The organism is Flavobacterium sp., from assembly GCF_027490375.1.
Taxonomy (GTDB): domain Bacteria; phylum Bacteroidota; class Bacteroidia; order Flavobacteriales; family Flavobacteriaceae; genus Flavobacterium.
The window spans coordinates 1-24478 of the sequence record NZ_JAIXYH010000065.1 but is presented as its reverse complement, the minus strand read 5'-3'; the positions used below and the strand labels follow the sequence as shown (position 1 = coordinate 24478).

The following is a 24478-nucleotide window of genomic DNA, read 5'->3' as shown; positions in this document are numbered from 1 at the left end:
AATTTTTCGCTTTCGCGGAAGGGAAAAATCGCTGCCATAACGAAAGGTTTACAAGAAACAAGTTGCTTAAATTTAGCGGGAATGCCCTACTTTAGCGGAAAAAGATACATGCTGTCTGAATACAAAATTTCTTTTGAAGAAGCCTTATTGAACCAATTCGCAGCGCGCGAGCCAAGAGGATTATACGAGCCGATTGATTACATTTTACAAGACGGCGGAAAGCGCCTGAGACCTATTTTGGTTTTGATGGGATCGCAGTTTTATTCAGGCGATTATAAAAGAGCTTTATCGGCAGCAAAAGCTGTGGAAATCTTTCACAATTTCACCTTGCTCCACGACGATATTATGGATGCGGCGCCTTTGCGACGTGGCCGACAAACCGTTCACGAAAAGTGGGATACCAATACCGCCATACTTTCCGGCGATGCCATGCTCATTTTGGCATATCAGCAACTCGAAGAATACGAGCCTAGTTTACAAGTTTCGTTATTTCGACTGTTTTCAAAAACAGCATTAGAAGTTTGCGAAGGACAGCAATGGGATGTTGAATTCGAATTGCGTTCGGACGTAACGATACCCGAATATTTGCAGATGATTACTTACAAAACTGCTGTTTTAGTGGCTTGTGCGTTTAAAATGGGTGCTTTAATTGGTGGCGCTTCGGCAGAACAAGCGCAATTGCTCTATGATTTCGGATTGAATTTGGGCATCGCATTTCAAATTCAAGACGATTATCTCGACGCTTTCGGAAATCCGGAAACCTTCGGCAAACAAGTAGGTGGCGACATTATCGAAAACAAAAAAACCTATCTCTACCTTCTCGCAAAACAAAGTGATAATCAAACGCTAGTCGATGAACTCGAACAATGGTTTAGCGGGCAACCCCAAGATCCAACAGAAAAAATAGCCCGTGTGAAACACATTTTTCAAGAAACAAATGCGGCTGCACAGACACAAAAAGCGATTGAAAAGTATACCGACGATGCTTTAAAAACAATCAAACAATTAGCCGTCTCTGAAGATAACCAAAAAGTTCTTCGTGCTTTTGCACTTAATTTAATGCAACGGGACTCGTAATCTAGATTTCAGATAATTGGTATTTATTCCTCAAATCCCATGAAAAACCGCTTCGCGCAGCGGAATATTATCTGGAATACGACCCACGTTTTGCAATTTGATATGCGCTAGTTTTTGTGCGGCTTTGGTGCAATCGGGTAAGGAGTAGCCGGATAAATACGCGAAAATAAATCCCGACCAAAACGCATCGCCCGCTCCCGTCGTATCTTTTACAGCTTCGATAGGTAACGCTGGCTTAGAAAATGTTTCGCCATTTGCTGCCGAAACGCTCACACCATCGGCTCCTTTTGTCAAGCAGATAATTTTAGCACCCGAATTGTGGAAAAAAGAAAAGATCTCACTCTCCGATTTATGTGTTCCGAAAAAGCGATAACAATCGTCGTTACTGATTTTTAGCAAGGCTCCGTGCGACAAGTAACTGCGAATAATTTGATGTGCTTCGAGTAGGTCGGGCCATATTTTCGAAGCGTAATTTAAATCGATACTCAAAAGTGCTCCCGCAGCTTTAGCGGCAGCCGCTCGATTGAGAATAGCCTCGCGAGCCGGATTTTTGCTCAGAGCAAAGCAGGTGGTATGAAATACTTGGCAATTTTGCACCAATTCATCGGGAAATTGCGAGGTTAGAATCTGGCAATCGGCTTCGCGGAACGGAATAAACTCGGGCGTTTCAGTAGATCGCGAGATAAAGATAACCGAAGTAGGATGCTCCATCGTTTGACGAATGTACCGGCAATCAACCTGATTACTTTTTAATTTATCGATAATGTAGGTGCCCAAACCGTCTTGCCCGCAAGTTGCCACTAAAGCAACCGATTTCCCCAGGCGTTGCAGGTTTACGGCCACATTAGTTGGCGAACCGCCCAAATAGCGGTGGTAATCTTTTGTATGTGCAATGGGTTGCAATTCGTGGCCGATAAAGTCGACCAAAATTTCGCCTGCGCAAATGATATCAGCTTTTAAAACTTCCATGAAAGTTCTTGATTTAAAGATTGGGTTAAGAGCACTTGTCCGGCTGCACTCCACGCGCAGTAGCGAGTTCCTTTAGGTTCGGCTGTAAGAGAATGATGGTGTTCGTAAAAACCATTCTCACCTAACGAATTCGCTTCGTTAACGGCCTTCAAGAGAGTTGTAGCCTCTGCCACTTTGCCGTGTTGTGCCAAAGCAACGCCTGCAAAACCGTTTACCATACACCAGCTTCCCGCATTGTGATACTCATAAGCGGCATTCCGAAATTCGTACTTGTGGTTTTCCGACAAAAGTCGATACTCGGCATCCGTTTCAAAAACCGGTGGCCAGAACGCCGGAACAAGTTTCGTTTTGGTTTCTTGCGTTAAACTACTCACGAAATCGGCCATTTTCTCGGCTCTATTGTTAGGTACTAAATCGGTAAATAGCAATATGGCCGTTCCGAAGGCATCAAAATAATTTTTATAACCGGCCGGGCTAAAACATGCCGGCACGTATTCCTGTGTAGTTACCATTGAAAAGGTGCGTGGATGCAAAGATTTTGCTTCATCGAGCTGAATGAAATTGTCGTAAATTTTAGTTCGAATTTGCGCTATTTTCGATTTCAGATCAGCAGCGGGCTGTAGCTGTTGTAAGGCGCTCAGGCCCCACAAACGCAATACTTGATCGAACAGCACATAACCTTCCACGATGTACTCGTCGGCCCAATTCCCCGAAAGGGGTACATACAACAAACCTCCTGTATTGTATTCCCAAGTATCTAGAAGTCGCAATGCCTTTTGAATGATAGCTTGGGTTTCTGCTAAAAATGCCCAATCGTTCGTTTGTTGAACATACAAAGCCAAGCCGAGCAAGTACCAACAAGTGGTGTCGGTTCTCCCCACTAAGCCGCCGTAACTAATCTTTGGTTGGCCGTCGGAGAAATAAACGTTAGAAGGAATGATTCCCAAATCGTGTTGAAAATCTCCCAGCGTTTGCAAGGTTTTTTTAAAAGTGGCAATTAAAGTTTGATCTTTTGATGCCAGCGCTGCTAAACCACACACCACGCCATCACGTGCCCAAACGCGTCGGTAGTTATCTTTGTTTTCGCTGCTGGCTAAAAAACCAATATCGCTGCTGCAGCGGTGAAGTACCGCAATCGCGTTGCGATAGCCTTTTTGCAATTGCTCGTCGTTAATCAACCACTTCATTTTTATTCTTTACGGTAATTAATAAGGTGAAAAGAGCTCCCAGCACTAAGAAAACTCCCGCGAGAGTAATCACATTAGACGGATTGGTTCCGAGTAAATCGTACACGAAATACTGCATGGAAAAAATTTGAATAATCATCGGTATTACAATGAACATATTAAAAATGCCCATGTAAACGCCGCGTTTTTTTGCAGGAATAGAACCTGCGAGTAATTGGTACGGCATGGCGAGCATGGATGCCCAAGCAATACCCAAACCTAATGCATACAGATAAATTGTACTGATGACAATGTCTGATCCAACCGGATTCGGTATGGTGAGCAGCACTGTGGTATTGTCGAGATACGGCATGGCAATCAAACTCAAACCGCCGAGCAACAATGCGATGAAATGAACGCCTTTGGCACCAATCTTCAGCGCAAGCGGAATTAAAGCAAACGCCGCTACAAAACAAATGATGTTGTATGTGCCGTTTAAGTTTCCGGTGAGTAATTGTGCTTGAGAAAAACCGACCGCATTGTGATTGGTGGTTTTAAAGACATTCTGTGCCAGCGCCGAGGTGATAAACTCCCAATAACAAAACATGGCATACCAAGTAAAAAACTTCACTGGAATGAGCTGTTTCATTGTTAAAGGCATGGTTTTCATTGCTTCCACAATTTCGTGCCAAACGCTGGAGATAAGATTGTGCTTGGCTTTTTGAGCTTGAATTTCTTGCCATTCTTCTTCGGTTGGCGGATACTCCTTGGTCGTTGAAACCGAAAGCAGCACTGAAACAATGGCGGCAACCGCACCGATAAAGAAGGCATAGTAGGTGTAAATCGGAATACCGTTTTCGGCTTTGTCGCTAATAGAAAGTATTCCCAACATTACTAAAATAGCAGGCGTAAAATTGGCAAGCGTGATTCCTAAACCTGCGAAAAAGCTTTGCATGAGAAACCCAATGGCGTGCTGATCTTTAGGAAGTTTATCGGCTACAAATGCACGATAGGGTTCCATGGCAATATTGTTGGCGGCATCTAAAATCCACAATAAACCTGCAGCCATCCATAAAGCAGAAGAAAACGGCATAGCTATAAGCGCTATACTCGAAACTACAGCACCGATAAGAAAATACGGTTTTCTTCTTCCAAATTTTAGCGACCAGGTATTGTCGCTCATCGCACCAATAATGGGTTGAATAATCAAACCAGTAACCGGACCTGCTAACCACAGCATAGGCAACGAGGCTTCGTCGGCTCCCAGATACTTATAAATGGCGCTCATATTGCTTTGCTGCAATCCGAAGCTGAATTGAATTCCGAAAAAGCCGAAATTCATATTCCAAATTTGCCAGAAAGACATTTTAGGTTTGTTACTCATAACACGCTTTTTTTAATAAAGGTTCCCGTAACTTGGGAAAGAAACGGGAACCATGAACTAAACAAAATATGAAAAAAAATTAAAATCTGTAAGTAATAGCTGCACTTACTGAGCGGCCCGGCAACGGACGTGCACGAACTATGTTTGTGGTGTTCTCGGTAATGCTACCTTCTTCAGCCTCTGTAATTGCTAAAGTATCGAAGATATTGTTTGCAGCTAAATTCAACGATAATCCCTTTGTTAAACCGAACTCAACAAATCCGTTTACAATTAAGAAACCGTTCATAACCAACTGGTTGTCATCTTGTGCATATGCTTTGGTTTGTCCGATGAAGCTCAACCCAATGATGTCTGATTTCTTATCAGAGAAATTAAACGTAGGTAAAACGCTGTACATGAAACGCGGTTGACGACGTGGATCGTTACCATCGTTTACTCCTGATACAACTTCTGCTTTAGTGTAAGTTCCGTTGAAACGAAGATTTAACTTTTCAGTTGGATTGTAACCCGCCTCAATTTCTAGACCCATCGAACGATAATCGTTTTCAATGATGCTGTTCGTTGTTGCTTCAAAGCCGCCTTCTTCTGTAGTTTCACTGTAAAATAAGGTTCCGAAAACGTAACCGTTGCTGAATTTTTGCTTGTATCCAACTTCCGCCTGACTAAGCATGTCTTTGGCATTAATTTCGTCGCCATTCATATAGTTCAAACCAGAAAATAAGATACGATCCGCTTTTGCAGAACCTCCAAGGCTGTAACGAGCAAATACCGATTGCTTGTCCGTGATTAAGTAGTTACCACCGATTGTATATGACAAATAATCGTAATCGTAGTTTACAGTAGTCGGATTTGCAGTGTCGATTGCAAATACATTTTGCTCTGGTGCCGAAATCACACCGTCGTTATTCATATCGCGCTCGGTGGCTACTCCTCCTGCAAAGTTTCCTGTTACTACTCCTCTATCGTAACGCAAACCCCCTTCTAAGTTAAACTGTTCAGTTACATCAAAAGACACATTCATATATGGTGCTGAAACATTGTACTGTGTATCGTAATTGCGAGCCAAATTACCCCAAAATGGTGTTCCATAGGCGTACAAACCGTTTTCAGACAACGCATTTCCACCTGCATCTAATACATCGATTAATCGTGCGTTGTTGTCGTTCACTTCCATCAAATAGCTATTCCATGTCCAAGACATTGAGATGTTTTGAATCGACTTAAAGTAACCTGCTGTTAACGAAAGTCCTGTTCCTTCGATTTTCTTGCTGATACGTAAGTCGTTCATAAAGTTATCGAAGTTATTTAGCTGTGTATCGAACATGTGGATACGTGAAACGAGTTGTGAACCCGAAACGGCCTGAGCATTGTTATCGGCATACGCTAGTGTTGAACCAGCACCGAATGTCGCAGCGATATCAGTTGCTGTAGCTACCTGAGCCGGGAATGGCGCGATAAAACCTCCTGAATTTTTTGAGAAACGTCCGTTTTCTGTAACTTTCCAACCTTCACCTATTTCAAAAGTAGCGTTAACTCCGATTGATTTAGATACGGGATTCATACCATCGGCAACATCTCTTCTTTGAATGTTCCCATTTCTATCTAAGCTCACATTGTGCTTCAAGTAAATGCTTTGCAAAGCTCCTGTTGTCGCGTCGTAGTTTGGAGCATCACCCCAGTTAGGATCAGCGTTGGTTCCCGAAACTTCGATAGGCATAGGCATGTATGCTGCTGCACGATCGTTTAAGAATTTGGTATATACCGTAACCGATCCGCGCTCAAATTCTTTTGTAATGTTGAATTTAAATTGACCACCGTTGTTAGCATTAAAGTTGGGAGATCGCACGCCTTCACCGGTTCTGTAAAAACCACCTGCGTGGAAGTACAAACCGTCGGCTATTTTTCCACCGTATTCAATATCTGTTCTAAAGTTATCGTAATCTACACCAAAGCTGGTAGTCATCGACCCACCTTCTGTTTTACCCGTTTTGCTGATGAAGTTGATGATACCACCGGGAGAGTTAGAAGCTAACGTAGATGCCGAACCACCGCGAATGGCTTCGATACGCGCAATGTTAGCGTCGAATCGCGTGAAGATATCTGCTGTAGCGAAAGCAATATCGCCGTACATCAATACAGGTAAGCCATCTTCTTGAAGTTGTAGATATTTAGAACCGCCTGAAGAAATCGGCACACCGCGAACGGCAATATTAGCGTTACCTTCACCACCCGACGATTCACTTCGAATACCCGGAATAGTTCTAAAAATTTCCGCTGTAGTTCTTGGCGCACCTTGTTCTACTTGCTTTGCATCGATAGAGGTAATGGAAACGCTAGATTTAATTTTAGAACGCGGATTAACCACACCGGTTACCACGACATCTTCAAGCGTTGTCGATTCCTCTTCTAAAACAAAACTAAGTTCTGTTTTGCTTGTTGCAGTTATAGCTTGCGAAGCTGTTTTGTATCCAACGAACGATACCGATACGGTATAGCTTTGTCCGCTTTGTAAGGATAGGGAAAAATTACCGTCGACATCGGTTGCAGTTCCAGCAGTACCGGCTGTTACGCTTGCTCCCGGAACGGGTAATCCCTGAGCATCTTTAACAGTACCTTTTACAGCGACACTTTGCCCAAATACGGCAACAGAAGCCAGCAGAAAAAACAGCAGGCTGCTCTGTTTGAGAAATTGTGTAATTTTTGTCATTTTCGGAAAAGTTTTGGTTTATTAAGAAATTTTTTGTTTGATAATTGCCGAAATTAAAATTACAATCTTATATTTTTGATGATTTATAACCGAAAACGTTTTCGAAATGACCGAAAACGTTTTCGGATTCTGAAACCAGGTATGAAAGACACTACTTTAAAAGAACTTGCCGAAACTTTAGGCATTTCGGTTACTACCGTTTCCAAAGCGCTAAAAGGCTACGCCGACGTGAGCCCAAAAACACGGGAAGCCGTATTAAAACTAGCCGAAGAACTACATTTTACACCCAATGCCTTTGCCGTAAACCTCCGCAAACAAGAGTCGAAAACCATTGGTGTTATTATACCCGAAATTGTACACCACTTCTTTTCAAAAGTACTCAACGGCATACTCGACGAAGCCGCAAAACACGGCTACCTCGCCATCGTACTGCAATCAGGTGAATCGGTAGAATTAGAACGAAAACAAGTCGACCTACTCATCAACAAACGGGTCGACGGCATTCTGATTTCACTATCCAACGACAGCAACGACGAGGCGCATCTTAAAGAAATCATACGTCGGAATATTCCATTGGTTCAATTCGATAAAATTTCAAAACTCATTCCCAGTACTAAAGTAGTAATCAACGATCGGCAAGCGGCTTTCGAAGCTACCGAACATTTGATTTTAAAAGGATGCAAAAAAATTGCGCACATACGCGGACCCGTAAATCCGCAAGGTGCCATAGATCGTTGGATGGGATACAAACTGGCGTTAGAAAAACACGGCATTGCCTATAATCCGAAATTAGTTTACACCTGCACGTACGTAACTTTTGAGGAAGGACGTGAATTCGCGAAACAAATTCTGACCGATCATCCCGACGTTGAAGGCATCTTCGCCATAACCGATTTGGTAGCGGTTGGCGTGATTTCGTACTTTAACGAACACGGCATTAAAGTTCCCGAGAACGTGGCACTCATTGGTTTCAGCAACTGGTTTATGTCACAAGTAATTACCCCGCAACTCAGTTCCATCGATCAACCGGGCGAAGAAATGGGCGCATTGGCTTTCAATTGTTTGCTGGAAGAAATCGAGGCACGAAAAGCAAACAAACCGTACGATTTAAAAACGATATCACTAACTACAAGTGTGGTTGAAAGACAATCGTCGCAATTTAAAGGCAGTTAGTAAACCCTTGATTTAATTTTCGAAGTTTTTGGGCGCGCCGGCAAACGAGTCGTCGCTGCGCAAAAGAGTTTCACGCCGTCACGTGTTCCGCTAAATCTTTTTTGCAACCTTTTAGTGGAAATTCCGTAGCGCAAAAAAGGATATCGCTCCACCCGTTCGCGCGGAGAAGATGCGAAAAAATAGAAAGAAGCGAAAGAAGCGAAAGAAGCGAAAAAATAGAAAAAAGGTAAAGAAGTGAAAAAGAAAAAAAGGTATTCGACAAGCTCAGACAACGACCATACGAAAGTTAGGGAGGGAAAACGATACGTAAAGTGGTGAACGTTGCAAAGTCTATTCCGATAGCTATCGGAACTCGTGTCTATCCCGATGGCTATCGGGACTAGCTTCTAAAAAATAGCACAATGTTCCACAAAGTTTTTCACAAAGTACACAATGTTTGTTTTCAGAAATCTCATACAGCGTCGATTCGCGGGCTTGGGAGGGAAAACGATACGTAAAGTGGTAAACTCATCGAGTCTAACTTCTATCCCGATAGCCATCGGGACTAGCTTCTATCATCTAAGAAAAGGAGCACAATGTTCCACAAAGTTTTTCACAAAGTACGCAATGTTTGTCTTCGAAAATCTCATAAAGCGACGATTCGCGGGTTTGGGTGGGTGAAAGATACGTAAAGTGGTGAACGTCGCAATTCCGATAGCTATCGGAACTAGCTTCTATCCCGATAGCCATCGGGACTAGTTTCTAGCCTCTAAAATACGATACATTCAACAGTCAATTCATCGATTCTCATCGCCACCACAATTAGCTTCTAAAAAAATACGCGAACAAATGGCATGAGCGGACTTCCGTTTGGTGAACGGTCGCGGTCAAATAATACGTCATACCGGACACCTAAAGTAACATTGCCGTTGGTATATCCGACGCCTAAAAACAGAGCCGTATCCCAAAACTGCTCGTCGGGCTGCAACACATCTTCGTACGTATAGGTATAATACGTTTGATTGAGTTCGGCAGAAATCTGAACCACAGAGGTCGGAGAAAATAATCCGAGCAGCGACATCCCGTAATTTTGCGCTTTAAACAAGTTACGCTCCCGAATATACCCCGCATTTAAACCAACACCTGCGGCAAAATATTGGTTGAAAGAATATGCAGCTTGGGGCGACACCGAAATCGATGTAAACTCGGAACCAATTGCCAAACCGGCGCCGCCACCAAATTGTACGCGATCCCAAAATTCGACCTCAGATTCAGGCAAATCTTGCTTCTGACCAAAGCTCAAAACGCAGAAAAAAATCGCAATAAGCAGTGTACGTTTCTGAAGCAATTTCGAATTCTTCACTTTTAAGATAATTTTATGCCATAAAAGTAAAGTATCGCAGTCAATTACCGCATAAAGACGTACTTTTGCACAACATTTTTTAACAATAGTGATTGTTCCCAAATTATGGATAGGTTTTCATTCTTAAATGCTGCACACACCGCTTTCTTTGGCGATTTATACGAACAATATCTTCAAAACCCCGATAGCGTTGAGCCTAGTTGGAGAAGTTTCCTTCAAGGTTTCGACTTCGGATTAAGCTCCGCCGGCAACGAGCAAACTGTTGAAAAAATAGTTTACGCCGCGGCAAACGAAGATGTTTCGGCCATTTCAGATAAGCTTCAAAAAGAATTCAACGTTCTTAAACTCATCGATGCGTATCGCACACGTGGACACTTATTCACCCGAACCAATCCCGTTCGCGAACGCAGAACCTATTCGCCAACACTCGCACTTGAAAACTACGGCCTTTCAAACGCCGACTTAGACACTGTTTTCGATGCAGCGAAAGCCATAAAAATTGCACCTTGCCCGTTGCGTGAAATCATCGGACACCTCGATAACATCTATTGCAAATCGATAGGTGTGGAATACATGTATATCCGAAATCCGGAAGTCATTCAATGGATTCAAGATAAAATTGGTTACAACGACAACCAACCTAAATTTGATACCGATCAGAAAAAACACATACTTGCCAAATTAAACGAAGCCGTTTCTTTTGAAAACTTTTTGCATACCAAATATGTGGGTCAGAAACGTTTCTCACTAGAAGGCTGCGAATCGGTAATTCCTGGCTTAGACGCACTTATTGAAGCTGCCGCAGAAAAAGGTGTAGAACAATTCGTTATGGGAATGGCACACCGCGGCCGACTAAATGTATTGGCGAACATCTTTGGAAAACCAACCCAGGATATTTTCTCGGAATTCGACGGAAAAGACTACGACGATGATGCGCTTTTCGACGGCGATGTGAAGTACCACCTCGGACTTACCTCCGACCGCCAAACCAAATCCGGAAAAAGCATTAACATCAACCTAGCACCCAACCCTTCGCACCTCGAAACTGTTGGCGCGGTAATCGAAGGTATAGCGCGTGCTAAACAAGATCGTTACTACTCCGACGACAACAAAAAAGTATTGCCCATTGCGCTTCACGGAGATGCAGCCGTTGCCGGACAAGGTATTGTTTACGAAATCGTACAAATGGCACAACTCGACGGCTATAAAACCGGCGGAACCATTCACGTAGTAATCAATAACCAAGTTGGCTTCACTACCAATTATTTGGATGCGCGTAGCTCAACCTACTGCACCGATGTGGCTAAAGTAACACTGTCGCCCGTACTTCACGTGAATGCCGACGATACCGAAGCCGTAGTTCACGCCATGTTATTTGCGCTTGATTACCGAATGACCTTTGGAAGCGACGTTTTTATCGATGTTCTCGGATACCGTAAATACGGACACAACGAAGGCGATGAACCTCGATTCACACAACCAAAGTTGTATAAAATTATTGCAAAACATAAAAATCCGCGCGACATCTACGCCGAACAGCTAATTGCCACCGGGCTTATCGACAGTAGTTTTGTAAAAAGCTTAGAAGAGCAATACAAGGCCGTTTTAGAAGAAAATCTGGAAGCTTCACGCAAGAAAGATTTGACCATCATTACGCCCTTCATGCAAAACGAATGGGAAGGCTTTAAGCAAGCAAATCAGGCGGAAATGCTCGAAGTTGTAGATACCACGTACAACCGAGAATCGCTCCGACAAGTAGCCGAAGTAATTACCGATTTGCCTGCCGATAAAAAATTCATCAGCAAGATTTCGAAATTATTTACCGACCGTAAAAACATGATCGCTAACGACAAGCTCGATTGGGCAATGGGCGAATTACTGGCTTACGCTACTTTAAATACCGAAGGTTTCGACGTGCGCATTTCCGGACAAGACGTGGAACGCGGAACATTCTCGCACCGCCACGCCGTTGTAAAAGTAGAAGACTCCGAAGAAGAAGTAATGCCGTTACACCAATTAGGCGATGCGGCAAAAGGCACATTCAGAATTTACAACTCACTGTTGTCTGAATACGGCGTAGTAGGTTTCGATTACGGTTACGCACTTGCAAGTCCGAAAACACTGACCATTTGGGAAGCACAATTCGGCGATTTCAGCAACGGCGCGCAGATTATGATCGACCAATACATTTCGGCAGCCGAAGATAAATGGAACAACCAAAACGGACTCGTAATGCTCCTGCCTCACGGATACGAAGGTCAAGGTGCCGAACACTCCTCAGCACGTATGGAACGCTACTTACAAATGTGCGCCAACGAAAACATGTATGTCGCTGATTGTACTACACCGGCAAACTTTTACCACTTGTTGCGCCGACAAATGAAAACGTCGTTCCGCAAACCATTAATCGTATTTACACCTAAGAGTTTACTCAGACATCCTTCAGTAGTTTCGTCTTTAGATGAATTGGCAAACGGTCGTTTCCAAGAAGTAATCGACGATCCAAATGCAGATAAATCAAAAGTGAAATCGCTGGTTTTCTGTACCGGAAAATTCTACTACGATTTAGTTGCCGAGCGCGAAGCTTTGGGAAGAACCGATGTAGCATTGGTACGTATCGAACAATTATTCCCGCTTGCCACCGAGCAATTAAAAGAAATTATCGCGTCGTATCCAAATGCCGACGATTACGTTTGGGCACAGGAAGAACCGAAAAACATGGGTGCTTACAGTTTTATGTTGATGCATTTCAACTGGATTAAACTCCGATTGGCCTCGCTAAAAGCATACAGCGCACCTGCTGCCGGTAGCTACGCACGTTCCAAAAAACGTCATGCAGCAGCTATCGCCATGGTTTTCGACAAGAATTTATTTAGCTAAATTTATCCCAGATATCATTATTAAAATTTGAAGAGTAACGCAATGAGCAATATCCTAGAAATGAAAGTGCCCTCTCCGGGCGAATCAATCACCGAAGTTGAAATTGCAACTTGGTTGGTAAAAGACGGCGACTATGTCGAAAAAGATCAAGCAATTGCCGAAGTGGATTCCGATAAGGCAACACTCGAACTTCCGGCAGAAGCCAGCGGTATTATTACCCTAAAAGCAGCTGAAGGCGACGCCGTAGCAGTGGGCGCCGTAGTTTGTTTGATCGACACCTCAGCAGCTAAACCAGCAGCCGGAGCAGCAACTGAAGCGCCTAAAGCCGAAGCTCCAAAGGCAGAAGCACCAAAGGCAGAAGCGCCAAAAGCAGAAACGCTCGCAACTCCAGCCGCAGCTGCACCAACATACGCCGCAGGAACGCCATCGCCAGCAGCTCGTAAAATCATCGATGAGCGTCAACTTGACCCAACTGCTATCAAAGGCACCGGAAAAGACGGACGTATTACAAAAGACGATGCCGTAAACGCGCCAGCCAGCATGGGAACGCCAACCGGAGGAAACCGCAGCTCATCGCGAACCAAATTATCTATGTTGCGCCGTAAGGTTGCCGAGCGTTTGGTGGCCGCTAAAAACGAAACCGCCATGCTTACCACGTTTAACGAGGTAAACATGACGCCAATAAACATCATTCGCAACCAATACAAAGACGCATTTAAGGCTAAACACGGCGGATTAAGCCTCGGCTATATGTCGTTTTTTACAAAGGCGGTTGTTCGCGCATTGCAATTGTACCCAGATGTAAATTCGATGATCGACGGAAACGATAAAATTTCATACGATTTCTGCGATATTTCAGTTGCCGTTAGCGGACCAAAAGGTTTGATGGTTCCTGTAGTTCGCAACGCCGAAAACCTAACGTTTAGAGGTGTAGAAGCCGAAATTAAGCGCTTGGCTTTACGCGCTCGCGACGGGCAAATTACCGTAGACGATATGACCGGAGGAACGTTTACCATTTCAAACGGCGGCGTTTTCGGAAGCATGCTTAGCACGCCCATCATCAACCCACCGCAATCGGGTATTTTAGGTATGCACAACATCATCGAGCGCCCGATTGCTGTAAACGGAAAAGTCGAAATTCACCCGATGATGTACGTGGCGCTGTCGTACGATCACCGCATTATCGACGGCCGCGAGTCGGTTGGTTTCTTGGTAGCTGTTAAAGAAGCACTCGAAAATCCGCTCGAATTATTAATGAACGGCGACGCTCAGAAAGCCCTCGAATTATAAAAAGAAGTTAGTTTTTATACAGAAACCGATACTGAAAAGTGTCGGTTTTTTTATTAAACTGAGTTCGATATAAAAATCGAAGTTAGAAATCATTTAAATAGTTGATTACAAGGCGTATTTTCTTTGGGATACCGAGGTATCGCAAAAAAATACAACGACGTAAGCGACTGTTTAAATGATTAGCGATAAAAAATAATGCATCGTAATTATTAGTTGCCAATATAAAGTTTTCATCTCAAGCGATCTAACAAAGGTTTTTATGTCGAACTCAGGTTATTAGAGCGTGCCGGCAGATGCGCTGTTGCGTCATCGAAAATAGTGCACCGCCGTCAGGCCATTCGCTGCAACGTTTTTGCACTTTTGGGCATTGGCTGCGCCGCAAACGTGCTTCCGCTGGTCGCAGTTTCCGTCGTGCCACTGCTCCAAAACAGCTGCAAACGGTTTCCGCTGCTGTCCTTCACGCAGGGAATACGTTATGATAAAATTTTTATAACTTAGACGCGATTAACAACAATATTTTGCCTCTTTTTCAACATAAATTACAACGATCTAATAAGTTAAAAACACTTCTCTGTTTTTTGCTTTTTACACAACTAAATGTTTTTTGTCAAACATTTATTGTACTAGATCAAGATACACACGAGCTTATTGAAGAAGTTAACTACACCCTTTTATTTCGTGGTGATACGGTTTCAAAAGGAATCACAAAATTGAACGAGTTTACAACTTTAGACTCCTCTAAGCCATACGATTCTCTATTCTTATCAAAGTTCGATTACGAAGATCTTATCGTACCAAAATCAAAAATTGATACTTTAATTTATCTAAATAAGAGGATGCTGTTTTTAGACGAAGTTGTAATCAGCAACAAGCGAGATAACACAATTCGCTTTGGTGAATTAAACAGATTTGTTAAGAGCCGGAGTGCCAGAATTTCAGACTCGATTTATGGCGGAATACTATTTACTAATCCCCACAGCAAAACAATTGCGGTTCGTAAAGTTGATTTTTTTATAGACAAAGCCGTTCATGAAACCAATGTGGTCATTAAATTTTTTGCTATCGAAAAAACGAAAGTGAGCGACTATATTTTAATATCAAGAGAATTGTTTTCGACCGACAGCATCAAGATTCAAACAAAACAAAAGGGTAAAATAGAAGTACCTTTGAACCAAGCCTATGAATTAAAACCCAATGAGCAGATTTTTGTGACTGTTAAACTGTTGAACTACCCAAAAGACGGAAAGCTCAATTTCATACCCGATTTAAAAGAACAGACTAAACTCAAATTTCAAATTTCTGAAAGAACCGATTATTTTAACAGGTACTGGAAATTAAAAATTAATAAGTCTTCCGAAGAGCTTATCAATGTAAATGCTTTTTTAAATTACGATTATGCGTATCAATTTAAACGCAAACCACATAAAAGTATGTTGGTAGCGCCAGCCATTGTGTTATATGGTGTTTTTGCAGAATAAAAGAGAACTTCCGCTGCTGTTCTTCACGCAAGGAATACGTTGAACCAAAATTCATTTCCGCTCAAAAATCATCGTAGTGGAATCGGCATTGAACTACCACGCATTTCTGGTCAACTCCGCGTTCGCCCACAACGTTATATACCAACCGAAGGTCGCTGGCTATGCGTTAAAGTATATATGATTCTGTAGCTCGTTAATTAAAATAGTGCTCTATATCTATCGTTTTATATTCGCCACTTTCGAACTGCGAAATAGATTCGTCAAGCCAATTTCGATTCGCTTTTGTCGAAAGCAAATGCGATGTCTCGATGACAGAATTATACTCTTTAATGGACAGGCATACCACCGCATCGTCTTCCTTCTTGCCCGCTACGATTAGTACATCTTGCGAATCGGTCACCTCCGCCAGATATTTGTTAAGTTGCTTTCGGAAGCTTGCTAAAGTAACTGCTTTCATTTTGTGTGTTTTGCAATTTTGAATGAAGTAAATTTAATCCGAAATCAATTACCAGATCAACTAATTTTAAATTTCCCATAAACAAAAAAGCACCGCCTTTCGACGGTGCTTTTTCAATAATTGGATTAGTTAGTTTCTTACTACTACAGCATCTTGCTTCCAGCTTTTAACTTTGGCAACACGCGAAGACGAATAATCGACTTCGCTTAAGCTGTTTTGATTCCAGAAGAACCATTTCCCGGTTTTCTCGCCTTCGTTGTAAGTTCCCATGGCTACTTTATTACCCGCAGCATCGTACGACACCCACTGACCGTGAACTTTACCGTTCTTATAATAACCTTGTTGCGCAACTTGACCGTTATCGTGGTAATACGTTGATTTAACCAAATTGTCAACTACCTCATGCTTCGGCGCAATTCCTTGCGAAAAACCAACAGCGAACATCAATAGCGCGCTCCAAACAAACATCGTTTTCATATGAGTTGAACTTTAAATTAATAACTCAAAGATAACAATTAATTTACATACGCAACACATTGGCTTAACAATTTGGTAACATTGCAAAAAATTTAACATTGGAAACGGTTTGAAAAGTTCCATCAAAGACGGCTGCCGCGCCAACGACAGAGCGGTTACCCCACAGCCACAAAAGCCGGAACCTCTTTTACATGACGCACAATCGGTGGCTTTTGTGGCGAGGAGTATGAGCGATGGCGTGCCCGGGCGCCCAAAAAATAAACCCGCAAATACGTACCTTTAGCGCACTAAAAAACGATTCATGAAATTACATGCTATTGAAGCGGGAAATTTTAAACTCGACGGCGGTGCCATGTTTGGCGTGGTTCCGAAAGTGCTTTGGCATAAAACCAATCCGGCCGATGCCAACAACCAAATTGATTTAGCTGCGCGCTGTTTGCTTATTGAAAATAGCAACCGCCTGACGCTCATAGACACCGGCATGGGCAACAAACAATCGGAGAAATTCTTCGGATTTTACAATATGTGGGGCGAGCACGAATTGCACCAATCGCTTAAAAATGCGGGATTTCACGCCAACGACATTACCGATGTGTTTTTAACGCACTTGCATTTCGACCATTGCGGTGGCGCCGTATCGCACAATGCCAGCAAAACCGGTTTCGAAACCACGTTTAAAAACGCTAAGTATTGGACCAACAAACGCCATTGGGAATGGGCAACCAAACCCAACGCTCGCGAAAAAGCCTCGTTTTTAAGTGAGAATATTTTGCCGATTGCCGAAGCGGGTCAGTTGTACTTTATCGACGAACCTACTGAAACACTTGCCTTTGCAGAAGAACTTGGTTTCGAGATTTTTTACGCCAACGGACATACCGACCAAATGATGATTCCCGTTATTACCTACCAAGGCAAAAAAATTGCGTTTATGGCCGATTTGCTCCCAACTGCCGGACACATTCCGCTTCCGTACGTGATGGGTTACGACACCAGACCTTTGTTAACCATGCCCGAAAAACAGGCGTTTTACGATTTTGCCGTTCGCGAAAACTGGTATTTGTTTATGGAACACGACGCGCACAACCCGATTATAAACTTGCAAGACACCGAAAAAGGCGTGCGCTTGAAAGACGTTTTTGCGCTAAGCGACATTTTGTAAAATGGCGTTTATAAAATTACGTTAATAGCAACCGCTAATTCGTAAACTCTGCTACATTTGTTACACAATATTAATTTAGACTCATGCAAAAAATAAAATTAAGCGGATTTGTATTATTCGCATCTCTGAGCCTCTTGTGCGCAACGCAGGCGAATGCACAAAGCTACACCGCTAAAAAAGCGCAGTTAACTGAAAACGAACTCAAGCGCTGGAGTCACCTTGACATGGAAAAAGACAGCGTTCCGGGTATGAGTGTAGACCGTGCTTACGCAGAATTATTGAAAGGCAAGAAATCGAATCCGGTAATCGTTGGAATTATTGATTCGGGAGTAGATATTGAACATCCAGATTTACAGTCGGTTGTATGGACCAATAAAAAAGAAATTGCTGGAAACGGCATTGACGACGATAAAAACGGTTACATAGACGACATTCACGGCTGGAATTTCTTGGGGAATATTACCAAAGAAAACTACGAGTATGCGCGTATTGCCAACGACAAAAATTTAGTTGACGATGCAACCTACCAAAAGGCTAAAAAGCAATACGACAGTAAATTCCAAGAATCGCTTGCGATGAAAACGCAAATGGAAAAAGCGCTTGAAGGAACTACAAAAGCCGACGCTTTACTTCAGAAAGAGTTGAAAAAAGAAATCTACACCGTAGAAGATTTGGAAACCATTACCTCAACAGATAAAGATGTGGTTCGTGCCAAAATGGTAATGACACAAATGTTGGGTTACGGTTTGCCTGTAGCCGAGTTGCTGAAAGAAATTAAGAAGCAACTCGACGAAGCTTCAACCATTGCGTCGGGAGCTGGTTTTGTGGACTACAGAAAAACTTTGGGCGACAACCCGAACGACTTGAAAGACACTAAATACGGAGACAATAATGTTATTGGTCCGGATAAAGACGAAGCTTTACACGGAACACACGTAGCGGGTATCGTGGCGCAATCGCGTAACAACGGTATGGGTGGCGATGGTATTGCCGACAATGTGCAAATTTTGACTTGTAGAGCCGTACCAGATGGCGATGAGTACGATAAAGACATTGCTTTGGCTATTCGCTATGCCGTTGATAACGGAGCAAAAGTGATTAACGCTTCATTTGGAAAAAGTTTTTCGCCACACAAACAATGGGTGTACGATGCTATTAAATATGCTGAGAAAAAAGACGTTTTAATTGTTCACGCTGCAGGTAACGACGCGAAGGACATCGATGTGGAAGATAATTTCCCGAACGACTCAGACGATAAGAAAACCGAATTTGCAGCGAATGTACTTACCATTGGCGCTTTGAATCCGGCGTACGGCGAAAACATTGTTGCCGATTTCTCGAACTACGGACAATTAAACGTAGATGTTTTTGCACCGGGCGTTCAGATTTACGCGACGACTCCAAAAGAATCGTACCAATTTTTACAAGGTACTTCTATGGCTTCGCCAAACGTTGCTGGTGTTGCGGCTTTAATTCGTTCGTACTATCCAAAATTATCGGCTAAGCAAGTGAAGCAAATTATTATGGCTTCGGGAACTCAAGTCGACCAGAAAGTTTTGGCAGGCGAAGATGGAAGTCCTAAAGAATACAAAACACTTTCGGTAAGCGGAAAGTTTGTAAATGCGTATAAAGCTTTACAAATGGCCGAACAAGTTTCGAAAGGAAAGATAAAGGAAATAAAAGGTTAATATTATTTCGAAAAGAGCTGCTGAAAAGCGGCTCTTTTTACAAAAAGCTTATTCTAATTAGCGATGATGAAGTACTTTTCGCTCTTACTGCTATCGTGCAGTTTCACTTTTGCTCAAGCTACGCATCCCTGGCAGCAACACGTGGATTACAAAATAAACGTCGACTTCGATGTAAAAAGCTTTCAATATACGGGTGAGCAAACCATAGTGTACACAAATAACTCGCCCGACGATTTAAACACCGTTTTTATTCATTTATATCCCAACGCGTTTCAACCGGGAAGCGAAATGGACATTCGTTTACAAAACATTCCCGATCCAGACCGGCGTATGGCTACCGGCATTAAAGAAGGCGACAAAGAACGTTTTGAAAGCCGGATCGCTAAGCTACAACCAAACGAAATTGGTTTGCTGGAGTTAGCCGATGTAAGCTGCAACGGACAAAAAATTACCGTACTTCAAAAAGGAACCTTAGCACAATTACTTCTTTCAAAACCGATAAAAGCAGGAGAAAAAGTTACGTTTAAATGGAATTTTAAAGGGCAACTGCCTGTGCAAATTCGTCGCTCCGGACGCAACAACAAAGAAGGAATTGCCATTTCGATGAGTCAGTGGTATCCAAAAATTGCCGCTTACGACACCGAGGGTTGGCATGCTAACGCGTACATTGCTCGTGAGTTTTACGGCGAATGGGGCAATTTTGACGTGACGATTGCAATCGATAAAAACTACACGATTGGCGGAACAGGTATTTTACAAAATCCGAACGAAATTGGTCACGGTTACAGTACAAAATTCAAGCAAAACGTTCGTCGCGACGGCAAACTCGTATGGCATTTCAAAGCCGAAAAAGTACATGATTTCACTTGGGCCGCCGACGATAAGTACATTCACGACCAAGCACAACTCGACAACGGAACGGTTTTGCACTTTTTCTACAAAGACAATCCAAAAATTATAGAAAATTGGAAACGCTTGCAGCCCGATGCCATTCGCGTGATGAATTTCTACAACCAGCTTATAGGAACGTATCCGTACAAGCAATACAGCATCATTCAAGGTGGCGATGGCGGTATGGAATACCAAATGTGCACCCTAATTTTGGGAGAAGGCAAATACGACGGTTTGTTGGGAGTTACCGCACACGAAATGGGACACGCTTGGTTTCAAGGCTTGCTGGCCAGTAACGAAAGTAAATACGCCTGGATGGATGAAGGATTTACCTCGTACATTGAAGATTTAGCTATCGCCGAACTGAATAAAAACACCGCCGTCAATCCGTTTACAGGCGCGTATACCGCTGTTGCGAAATTGCAAACTTCGGGTAAAGAGCAGGCGTTAACAACACATGCCGATCGGTTTGAAGAAAATCGTTCTTACAGCGTAGCTTCCTACTTTAAAGGGCAGCTTTTCTTGACGCAATTGCAGTATTTACTAGGTAAAGATCAATTGATAAAAGGCTTGAAGACGTTTTTTGACGAATTTAAATTCAAACATCCAACGCCAAATGATTTGGTGCGAATCCTGGAAAAACAAAACAGTGTACAACTCGATTGGTTTGTTACCGACTGGACGCAAACCACCAATAAAATTGACTACGCTGTAACGGCAACTTCCGACGAAAGCGGACGCGCCGAAATACTTGTGACGCGAAAAGGCTTAATGCCAATGCCGCAACAGGTACTCCTGGAGTTAAAAAATGGCACCTCTGAATATTATTGTATTCCGCTTCGGGAAATGCACGGCAATCCGAAGTTTCAAGGAAGCGTGCAAGCCGACTGGCCTTGGGCACAACCACAATACCGAATTAAAACAAACGTTTTGTTTGCAGATTTAAAACGCGTGCTACTAGATCCCGATGGATTTGTTGCCGATACTGACCGCGCAAATGATATCTTTGTGAACGAAAAATAATCGAATTGTGAGAAAATTTTGTTTGTTGTTGCTGCTTTGCTTACCCACCCTTCTTCAGGCTCAGGTGTACCGATTTAAAGCAACAAGTTTTAGTATAACCGAACGCTTAGATAACGATTCCTGGAGCGATTGGACACCTTTTGAAGAATCGACCGTAGTCATTACGCTCGACGGAAAAAAAGAACGCATCATTATTGGTTCGAAAGAAATACAGGTCTTCGAAATCATGGAATACGCCGAGAAAATTGAAACCGACAACGACATCATCATCGGATTTCGATGCGCAAATCTAGACGGCGCACGTGTAGATGTTGATATTATTACCCGCAAAAAGCAAAACAATCGCAAACAAATTTATGTGAACTACAGCGATGTGCGGTATGTGTATAATGTGTACGATTAAAGAGTAATTGTCAACTTTGCTACATTTTTTCTCAAAATAAAACCTTTCTTTAACTTTTAACAATTGTTCCCCAAGCACTTAAACGCTGTTTTGTAATTTGTTCCAAAACAAATTGTATGTGGGATCGGATTAGAGAAAAACTGAGCATACTTGCCGATGCAGCGAAATACGACGTTTCGTGCTCTTCCAGCGGAGGCAACCGAAAAAATACCAACAAAGGCCTGGGCGACTCTAGCGCTTCCGGTATTTGCCACACCTATACCGAAGACGGTCGCTGCGTTTCCCTACTCAAAATTTTACTCACCAACCATTGTATTTACGACTGTGCCTTTTGCGTTTCGCGAAAATCAAATGATGTTAAACGAGCCGCTTTTACCGTTGATGAAGTCGTAGATCTAACCATGAGTTTTTACCGACGAAACTACATCGAAGGTTTGTTTCTCAGTTCGGGTATCTTCAAAAACGCCGATTATACCATGGAACGTTTGGTACGAATCGCGAAAAAACTGCGCCTCGAACACAAATTCAACGGCTACATTCACCTAAAAACCATACCCGGCGCCAGCGAAGAACTACTCACCGAAGCCGGTTTATACGCCGATCGGATGAGCATCAATCTAGAAATGCCTACCGAAAACGGACTCAAATTATTGGCGCCCGAAAAATCGCACGACGAAGTAAAAAAACCACTCGGATTCATCAAAAACAGCATCATTGCGTTTAAGGATGAAAAGAAACTGATCAAATCGACACCCAAATTTGTGCCCGCCGGACAAAGCACACAAATGGTGATTGGCGCTACGCCCGAAACCGACATGGAAATCATGTATTCGGCCGATCAATACTACCGCTCGTTCGATCTCAAACGCGTGTATTATTCCGGTTTTATTCCGATTAGTTACGACACGCGAATGCCGCAAATTGGTTCTCAACCGCCGTTGCTTCGCGAAAATCGTTTGTATCAAACCGATTGGCTTATGCGTTTCTACGGTTTTAACGTACGTGAAATTCTCAACGAAAACAACCCGCATCTCGACGTAGATATCGATCCAAAATTGAGCTGGGCCTTGCGAAATCCCGACTTATTTCCTGTGGATATAAACACCGCCGATTATTACATGATTTTGCGCGTACCCGGAATTGGCGTTGGTTCGGCACAGAAAATTGTGCAAGCGCGTAAATTTGGCCGTTTGCGTTCCGACCAGCTGCGAAAAATGGGCATTGCCTACAATAGAGCCAAACATTTTATTCGCTGTGCCGATAGTGTAATCCAGTTGACAAATCCAGAACCACACCAAGTAAAGGCGCAAATTTTGCAAGACTCGAACAGCAAATACTTGAAAACACCGCAAAATCAATTGAGCTTATTCTCATGACGATACTTGTTTTCGATGGCAGTTTCGAAGGAATTTTAAGCGCGGTATTCGACAAGTACGAACGCAAATTCAAAGACGTTAAACTCGAATCCAAGTCAACGCACCAACCGCAATTGCTGGCCGACATACACCACGTGCAAACCACCGATGAAAAAGCGAACCGTGTTTGGACAGCGTTGCAAAAAAAACTCTCCATAACCTGGCAACAACGCTTGTACTGCTGCTTTTTGTCGGAACTCGAAGAAGCCTTTCAAAACATTTTGGAATTCATTTGCTACTGTTTCGACAGTGCCGAGAACATCGAAAACAATTACGGGCATCCGGCATTGATGGCATTGACAAAAATCGACAAAAGTGTGAGTCGCGAGCGCCACCGCATGAAAGCATTTATTCGCTTTGAAGAAACGGCCGACGGCTTATTTTATGCCGGTGTAGAACCCGATTTTAATGTCATTCCACTGGTAATTTATTTTTTCAAAAACCGCTATGCCGACCAGAAATGGATCATCTACGACTTAAAAAGAAACTACGGATTTTACTACGATTTGAATCAGGTTACCGAAGTAGTTTTTGAGCACGCGCCGAAGATGAAGGACAAGGAACTCTTGCACGAAAAAGAAAATTTGTACGCCTTGCTTTGGAACGACTACTTTAAAAGCACCAACATCCCGGCACGTAAAAACATGAAATTACACTTGCAACACGTACCGCGCCGCTACTGGAAATACCTGACGGAAAAGCGAATGAATTAAAAAACTATAAAATGTAATTTCATGCTATTGTAATAGAAAACTAAAATCTTGAGCTTTTTTCTCTCTCTTGGAAATCATTTTCGCTGCCTGAGCCTGTCGAAGGCATTACACGACACGTAACACTATGGCTTCGACAAACTCAGCCGACGTTAACGTTACCTCTAATTAAACATAATAACGGGTTTTAGAAAATACTTACTCGCTGCCTGAGCCTGTCGAAGGCATTACACGACACGTAAAGCGTTATTTAAAATAATTATCTTTATAATTCCTTTTCGCAATTGACTCTCAATTTTCAAATTCGATTTTTATGGTTAGCGGTTATATGTATATCTTGAAATGTCGTGATGGTAGCTATTATGTTGGCAGCACATTTGATTTAGAACTTAGACTAAATCAACATCAATGTGGAGAAGGGGCAAATCACACAAGAAAGCGATTACCTGTTGAGCTTGTATACTATGAAGAGTTTGATAGAATTGACGAAGCATATTATAGGGAAAAGCAAGTTCAGAAATGGCGAAGGGAGAAGAAAGAAGCTTTAATTAATGGTTTGCACGACAACTTACCTGAACTAGCGCGCAATTATGACAAAATATGGAATTTAAAAAATACTGAAAATAAAAACATAGAATCTAGTAATTAGCTGTCAGGCTTAAAATCATTTCACTTGTTTGAGGTCGCTGATGGACGTTGCCTGAACCTGTCGAAGTGCTGCCTGAGCTTGTCGAAGTGCTGCCTGAGCTTGTCGAAGTGCTGCCTGAGCTTGTCGAAGTGCTGCCTGAG

General features: G+C 42.8%; 19 protein-coding genes. 12 read left to right on the top strand and 7 right to left on the bottom strand.

Annotation, left to right across the window (positions count from 1 at the left end):
- Nucleotides 1-81 precede the first annotated feature (81 nt).
- Nucleotides 82-1077, top strand: coding sequence for a polyprenyl synthetase family protein (locus Q0064_RS08910; protein WP_298147388.1), 996 nt, complete (start codon nt 82-84; stop codon nt 1075-1077).
- Nucleotides 1078-1107: 30 nt separating this feature from the next.
- On the opposite strand, the gene Q0064_RS08905 is transcribed toward Q0064_RS08910, so the two are convergent.
- The 4 genes from Q0064_RS08905 to Q0064_RS08890 all read right to left on the bottom strand — a co-directional run bounded on the left by Q0064_RS08905 (nt 1108) and on the right by Q0064_RS08890 (nt 7303).
- Nucleotides 1108-2046: a carbohydrate kinase family protein gene (locus Q0064_RS08905; protein ID WP_298147385.1), complete on the bottom strand. Its 939-nt coding sequence runs from the start codon at nt 2044-2046 to the stop codon at nt 1108-1110.
- Complete coding sequence (locus Q0064_RS08900) at nt 2034-3233, bottom strand: glycoside hydrolase 100 family protein (protein WP_298147382.1); 1200 nt, start codon at nt 3231-3233, stop codon at nt 2034-2036. The genes Q0064_RS08905 and Q0064_RS08900 overlap by 13 nt, the downstream gene beginning before the upstream one ends.
- Nucleotides 3217-4596, bottom strand: a complete 1380-nt coding sequence (locus Q0064_RS08895; protein ID WP_298147379.1) for an MFS transporter — start codon at nt 4594-4596, stop codon at nt 3217-3219. The genes Q0064_RS08900 and Q0064_RS08895 overlap by 17 nt, the downstream gene beginning before the upstream one ends.
- Before the next feature lie 79 nt (nt 4597-4675).
- Entirely contained in the window at nt 4676-7303 is a 2628-nt protein-coding gene (locus Q0064_RS08890) for a TonB-dependent receptor (protein ID WP_298147376.1), read from the bottom strand.
- A gap of 141 nt (nt 7304-7444) precedes the next feature.
- Between Q0064_RS08890 and Q0064_RS08885 the strand changes: the two genes are divergently transcribed.
- A complete protein-coding gene (locus Q0064_RS08885; protein WP_298147373.1) occupies nt 7445-8476 on the top strand; it encodes a LacI family DNA-binding transcriptional regulator in 1032 nt (343 codons plus the stop codon).
- An 808-nt stretch (nt 8477-9284) separates the two neighbouring features.
- Here Q0064_RS08885 and Q0064_RS08880 read toward each other — a convergent pair.
- A complete protein-coding gene (locus Q0064_RS08880) occupies nt 9285-9818 on the bottom strand; it encodes a hypothetical protein (RefSeq protein ID WP_298147370.1) in 534 nt (177 codons plus the stop codon).
- A gap of 105 nt (nt 9819-9923) precedes the next feature.
- On the opposite strand from Q0064_RS08880, the gene Q0064_RS08875 reads away from it, so the two are divergent.
- The 3 genes from Q0064_RS08875 to Q0064_RS08865 all read left to right on the top strand — a co-directional run bounded on the left by Q0064_RS08875 (nt 9924) and on the right by Q0064_RS08865 (nt 15466).
- Complete coding sequence (locus Q0064_RS08875; protein ID WP_298147367.1) at nt 9924-12698, top strand: 2-oxoglutarate dehydrogenase E1 component; 2775 nt, start codon at nt 9924-9926, stop codon at nt 12696-12698.
- A gap of 42 nt (nt 12699-12740) precedes the next feature.
- Nucleotides 12741-13988, top strand: coding sequence for a 2-oxoglutarate dehydrogenase complex dihydrolipoyllysine-residue succinyltransferase (gene odhB / locus Q0064_RS08870; RefSeq protein WP_298147411.1), 1248 nt, complete (start codon nt 12741-12743; stop codon nt 13986-13988).
- A gap of 578 nt (nt 13989-14566) precedes the next feature.
- The gene (locus tag Q0064_RS08865) at nt 14567-15466 is read left to right on the top strand and encodes a hypothetical protein (RefSeq protein WP_298147364.1); all 900 of its coding nucleotides are present in this window, start codon (nt 14567-14569) and stop codon (nt 15464-15466) included.
- Nucleotides 15467-15659: 193 nt separating this feature from the next.
- On the opposite strand, the gene Q0064_RS08860 is transcribed toward Q0064_RS08865, so the two are convergent.
- Nucleotides 15660-15923 (bottom strand): type II toxin-antitoxin system Phd/YefM family antitoxin, encoded by a 264-nt coding sequence (locus Q0064_RS08860; protein ID WP_298147361.1) that lies wholly within the window; start codon nt 15921-15923, stop codon nt 15660-15662.
- A 129-nt stretch (nt 15924-16052) separates the two neighbouring features.
- Nucleotides 16053-16400 (bottom strand): membrane-binding protein, encoded by a 348-nt coding sequence (locus tag Q0064_RS08855; protein ID WP_298147357.1) that lies wholly within the window; start codon nt 16398-16400, stop codon nt 16053-16055.
- 301 nt (nt 16401-16701) lie between these two features.
- On the opposite strand from Q0064_RS08855, the gene Q0064_RS08850 reads away from it, so the two are divergent.
- The 7 genes from Q0064_RS08850 (at nt 16702) to Q0064_RS08820 (ending at nt 24338) form a co-directional block, all read left to right on the top strand.
- Entirely contained in the window at nt 16702-17559 is an 858-nt protein-coding gene (locus tag Q0064_RS08850; protein ID WP_298147354.1) for an MBL fold metallo-hydrolase, read from the top strand.
- Nucleotides 17560-17642: 83 nt separating this feature from the next.
- Nucleotides 17643-19247, top strand: a complete 1605-nt coding sequence (locus Q0064_RS08845) for a S8 family peptidase (RefSeq protein WP_298147351.1) — start codon at nt 17643-17645, stop codon at nt 19245-19247.
- Nucleotides 19248-19313: 66 nt separating this feature from the next.
- A complete protein-coding gene (locus tag Q0064_RS08840) occupies nt 19314-21161 on the top strand; it encodes a M1 family metallopeptidase (protein WP_366095035.1) in 1848 nt (615 codons plus the stop codon).
- 7 nt (nt 21162-21168) lie between these two features.
- Entirely contained in the window at nt 21169-21564 is a 396-nt protein-coding gene (locus Q0064_RS08835; protein WP_298147344.1) for a hypothetical protein, read from the top strand.
- A gap of 116 nt (nt 21565-21680) precedes the next feature.
- Nucleotides 21681-22940: a putative DNA modification/repair radical SAM protein gene (locus Q0064_RS08830; protein WP_298147341.1), complete on the top strand. Its 1260-nt coding sequence runs from the start codon at nt 21681-21683 to the stop codon at nt 22938-22940.
- Nucleotides 22937-23692, top strand: coding sequence for a TIGR03915 family putative DNA repair protein (locus tag Q0064_RS08825; protein ID WP_298147338.1), 756 nt, complete (start codon nt 22937-22939; stop codon nt 23690-23692). The genes Q0064_RS08830 and Q0064_RS08825 overlap by 4 nt, the downstream gene beginning before the upstream one ends.
- 310 nt (nt 23693-24002) lie before the next feature.
- Entirely contained in the window at nt 24003-24338 is a 336-nt protein-coding gene (locus Q0064_RS08820; RefSeq protein ID WP_298147335.1) for a GIY-YIG nuclease family protein, read from the top strand.
- Nucleotides 24339-24478: the final 140 nt, after the last annotated feature.

Coding starts and splice junctions, on each gene's coding strand:
- Q0064_RS08910 (WP_298147388.1), top strand. CDS start 82: ATGCCCTACTTTAGCGGAAAAAGATACATGCTGTCTGAATACAAAATT.
- Q0064_RS08905 (WP_298147385.1), bottom strand. CDS start 2,046: ATGGAAGTTTTAAAAGCTGATATCATTTGCGCAGGCGAAATTTTGGTC.
- Q0064_RS08900 (WP_298147382.1), bottom strand. CDS start 3,233: ATGAAGTGGTTGATTAACGACGAGCAATTGCAAAAAGGCTATCGCAAC.
- Q0064_RS08895 (WP_298147379.1), bottom strand. CDS start 4,596: ATGAGTAACAAACCTAAAATGTCTTTCTGGCAAATTTGGAATATGAAT.
- Q0064_RS08890 (WP_298147376.1), bottom strand. CDS start 7,303: ATGACAAAAATTACACAATTTCTCAAACAGAGCAGCCTGCTGTTTTTT.
- Q0064_RS08885 (WP_298147373.1), top strand. CDS start 7,445: ATGAAAGACACTACTTTAAAAGAACTTGCCGAAACTTTAGGCATTTCG.
- Q0064_RS08875 (WP_298147367.1), top strand. CDS start 9,924: ATGGATAGGTTTTCATTCTTAAATGCTGCACACACCGCTTTCTTTGGC.
- odhB (WP_298147411.1), top strand. CDS start 12,741: ATGAGCAATATCCTAGAAATGAAAGTGCCCTCTCCGGGCGAATCAATC.
- Q0064_RS08860 (WP_298147361.1), bottom strand. CDS start 15,923: ATGAAAGCAGTTACTTTAGCAAGCTTCCGAAAGCAACTTAACAAATAT.
- Q0064_RS08855 (WP_298147357.1), bottom strand. CDS start 16,400: ATGAAAACGATGTTTGTTTGGAGCGCGCTATTGATGTTCGCTGTTGGT.
- Q0064_RS08850 (WP_298147354.1), top strand. CDS start 16,702: ATGAAATTACATGCTATTGAAGCGGGAAATTTTAAACTCGACGGCGGT.
- Q0064_RS08845 (WP_298147351.1), top strand. CDS start 17,643: ATGCAAAAAATAAAATTAAGCGGATTTGTATTATTCGCATCTCTGAGC.
- Q0064_RS08840 (WP_366095035.1), top strand. CDS start 19,314: ATGAAGTACTTTTCGCTCTTACTGCTATCGTGCAGTTTCACTTTTGCT.
- Q0064_RS08830 (WP_298147341.1), top strand. CDS start 21,681: ATGTGGGATCGGATTAGAGAAAAACTGAGCATACTTGCCGATGCAGCG.
- Q0064_RS08825 (WP_298147338.1), top strand. CDS start 22,937: ATGACGATACTTGTTTTCGATGGCAGTTTCGAAGGAATTTTAAGCGCG.
- Q0064_RS08820 (WP_298147335.1), top strand. CDS start 24,003: ATGGTTAGCGGTTATATGTATATCTTGAAATGTCGTGATGGTAGCTAT.